At 36.3% G+C, this 3,280-nt stretch carries 3 protein-coding genes; all 3 read left to right on the forward strand.

Annotation, left to right across the window (positions count from 1 at the left end; genetic code table 11):
• The first annotated feature begins 58 nt into the window (after nucleotides 1-58).
• Complete coding sequence (locus tag ACILQF_RS11905) at nucleotides 59-1,522, forward strand: NuoM family protein (RefSeq protein WP_395627625.1); 1,464 nt, start codon at nucleotides 59-61, stop codon at nucleotides 1,520-1,522.
• A 4-nt stretch (nucleotides 1,523-1,526) separates the two neighbouring features.
• Nucleotides 1,527-2,906 (forward strand): NADH-quinone oxidoreductase subunit N, encoded by a 1,380-nt coding sequence (locus tag ACILQF_RS11910; RefSeq protein WP_395627626.1) that lies wholly within the window; start codon nucleotides 1,527-1,529, stop codon nucleotides 2,904-2,906.
• Between the two features lie 45 nt (nucleotides 2,907-2,951).
• Nucleotides 2,952-3,280 (forward strand): DedA family protein (locus ACILQF_RS11915; RefSeq protein ID WP_395627627.1); only part of this gene is annotated, 329 nt, incomplete at its 3' end.

Consider the following 3,280-nt stretch of genomic DNA (forward strand, 5'->3'; position numbering starts at 1 on the left):
TTGCATTGCTGTTTTATAGTATGTACAAAATTTAATATTAAGGAGTAGAACGAGATAAATGGAAATTTTACTAGTACAGATTTTTATTCCGCTAATTGCTGCACTGATTATTCTAGTGTCTGGAAAAGGCATCGTGAGAGGGTTTTCGGCCACTTTCTCTTTAGTATCATTGCTTATTACGGTGTACCTCTATTTGAATTTCATACCGGATGCAACAACTCAATTCCTTGTCAATTTGGCATGGATACCTCAATTTGGAATACAGTTCAAAGCAGGTGTTGATGGAATTAGCATGGTCTTATTATTATTGACAAACCTTTTAATTCCAATCATAGTTTTATCAAGCTTCAAGCAGGATATCAAGAATCAAAAAGCCTTTTATGCATTGATATTCTTCATGCAGAGCGGTTTGCTTCTCGTATTTACAGCTCTTGATGCATTCCTTTTCTATGTTGGATGGGAAATTGCATTGATTCCAGTTTATTTTATTTGTGCGGTATGGGGCGGAGAGAATCGAATTAAGGTTAATTTGAAATTTTTCGTGTATACCATTGCGGGTAGTTTATTGATGTTAGTGGCTATCATCTATCTGCATTTACAGACTCCCGGCAATAGCTATGATATTGCTGAATTTTATAAACTAAATCTTGATTCAACTACCCAGGGGTGGATATTTTGGGCCTTTTTTATTGCCTTTGCAATCAAAATGCCAGTATTCCCTTTCCATACTTGGCAGCCTGATACCTATACTGAGGCTCCAACGGCTGGCACAATGCTTCTTTCAGGTATCATGCTTAAAATGGGTATTTATGGCGTAATCCGTTGGTTAATTCCAATTGCGCCAATGGGATTTCAAGCCTGGGGTGAAACTGCAATGGTTTTATCAATAATCGGTGTGGTTTATGCCTCAATCATTGCATTTACACAAAATGATATCAAACGCTTAATCGCTTATTCGTCTATTGCACACGTGGGACTTATTTCTGCGGGAATTTTTGCGTGGAATTTGCAAGGGTTACAGGGTGCGATGATACAAATGTTAAATCATGGTATTAACGTTGTTGGCATGTTCTTTATCGCTGATATTATTATCCGCCGATTAAATACTCGCGAAATGAATCTGATGGGAGGTATTGCAAAACCTGCACCTATGCTCGCTATTGGATTTCTCATTGTTTTACTCGGAACCGTCGCTTTGCCATTAACCAATGGTTTTGTTGGCGAATTTCTCCTTTTAATGGGAATTTATAACTCCAATATTTGGTATGCTGCAATAGCTGGCTTGACTATTATTTTTGGCGCTGTTTATATGTTAAGAATGTATCAAAAAGTAATGCTGGGCGGCCTCAATACGAGTACATCTACATTTACTGACCTTGATAGTACCGAGAAGTCTGTATTGCTGATCATTTCAGCGTTAATAATTTTAATAGGTATATATCCACAACCGATTCTGAATATATCAGAAGCAGCAGTTATCAATCTGATTGAACAGGTTAATCAAAAGATTTTAGTTAAATAAAAGCATGAACGCATTAATAACCCTATCTGTTTTAGCCATTGTGGTTCTTTACCTAGGTTTGTATAAGGCAAAAAATGCTTTATTGCCTGTTACCTTATTGGGCTTAGCAGGTGCCTTGGTTTTGACTATACTCGAATGGAATTCTGGCGCATCTCCAATTTATAGCGGAATGATGCTATTTGATAATTTTGCAGTCGCATTTTCATCGATTTGCATTATTTCAACCATGCTTATTTTGTTAATTTCAAAAGACTATTTCGAACAAATAAGTGAGCATGTTGCCGAGTATTATACCATTATGCTATTCGCACTAATTGGAATTTTAGTTATGGTTTCTTTCCATAATCTATCCATGCTCTTTATTGGAATTGAAATCATGTCTGTAAGTCTCTATATTCTTGCGGGTATTCGTAAGCAAGATTTTAAATCGAATGAGGCTGCATTAAAATATTTCCTTATGGGAGCCTTTTCTACAGGCTTTTTATTATTGGGTATCGCCTTCATTTATGGTGCAAGTGCCACTTTTGATTTAGGTGTGATAAAGGAATATGTTATTGCTAATCCTTCAGGGATTTCTCCTCTTTTTTATAGCGGTATAATTTTAATGATTATAGGATTAAGCTTTAAGATTGGGGCCGCTCCTTTCCATTTCTGGACGCCAGATGTTTATGAAGGATCACCAACATTGATTACTGCCTTTATGAGCACGGTCGTTAAAACAGCTGGCTTTGCTGCTTTTTTGAGGTTGTTTATGGTATGCTTTGCTCCATTACACGATTTTTGGATGCCGGTATTGATGGTAATTTCTGTACTTACACTGTTCATTGGAAACGTAACCGCTCTTTATCAGCATAGCTTCAAAAGAATGCTCGCATTTTCAAGTATTTCTCATGCTGGTTACATGCTTTTTGCAATTGTTGCATTGGGTCCGGTTTCACAAAACGCAGTATTCGTTTATGCAAGCGCTTATTCTGTAGCTTCAATTATTGCATTTGCAGTATTAATCTTGGTGAAACGTCAAATAGGTTCAGATAATTTCGATAGCTTCAACGGTCTAGCAAGTAAAAATCCTTTTATTGCCTTTACCCTCACAATAGCAATGCTTTCTCTTGCAGGAATTCCTCTTACCGCTGGGTTTATAGGTAAATTCATGATGTTTTCCACTGCTTTATCTGAGTATCATATGATTATGGTTGTATTAGCTGTGGTGAATGCTGTGATTGGAATTTTCTACTATTTAAAAGTTATTGTAGCTATGTATTTTAAGTCGGCAGAACCGAAAGAATTGCAATCTTCAGCATACTTTAATTTCGTATTAGGCTTTTCTGCACTGCTAACCATTATTGTAGGAATTTTTCCTAGTATTATATCCAATCTTTTCTAGGCTATAATATTCTATAAATATTGTAGATTTACGCATATCGAATTTATGCAAGAGATTTTGGATTATTTACAACATCTTATTGATCCGGTAAAATTACTGAGGGAGGGTGGATTCTATCTGCTTCTTTTTGTTGTTTTCGCCGAAACAGGATTGTTTTTCGGATTTTTTCTACCTGGCGATTATCTTTTATTTTTGGCAGGCATGTTTGTTGCAACCGGAAAATTAGATGTTTCTATTTATGTTTTACTCGTTGGCTTAATGGGAGCTGCGATAAGTGGCAATTTTGTCGGTTATTGGTTTGGGAAAAAAACTGGCCCCGTACTCTATCAACGAGAAGATACTTTTTTCTTCAAAAAGAAATATCTCAAAGCCGC

The organism is Daejeonella sp. (genome assembly GCF_044232565.1).
Taxonomy (GTDB): domain Bacteria; phylum Bacteroidota; class Bacteroidia; order Sphingobacteriales; family Sphingobacteriaceae; genus Daejeonella.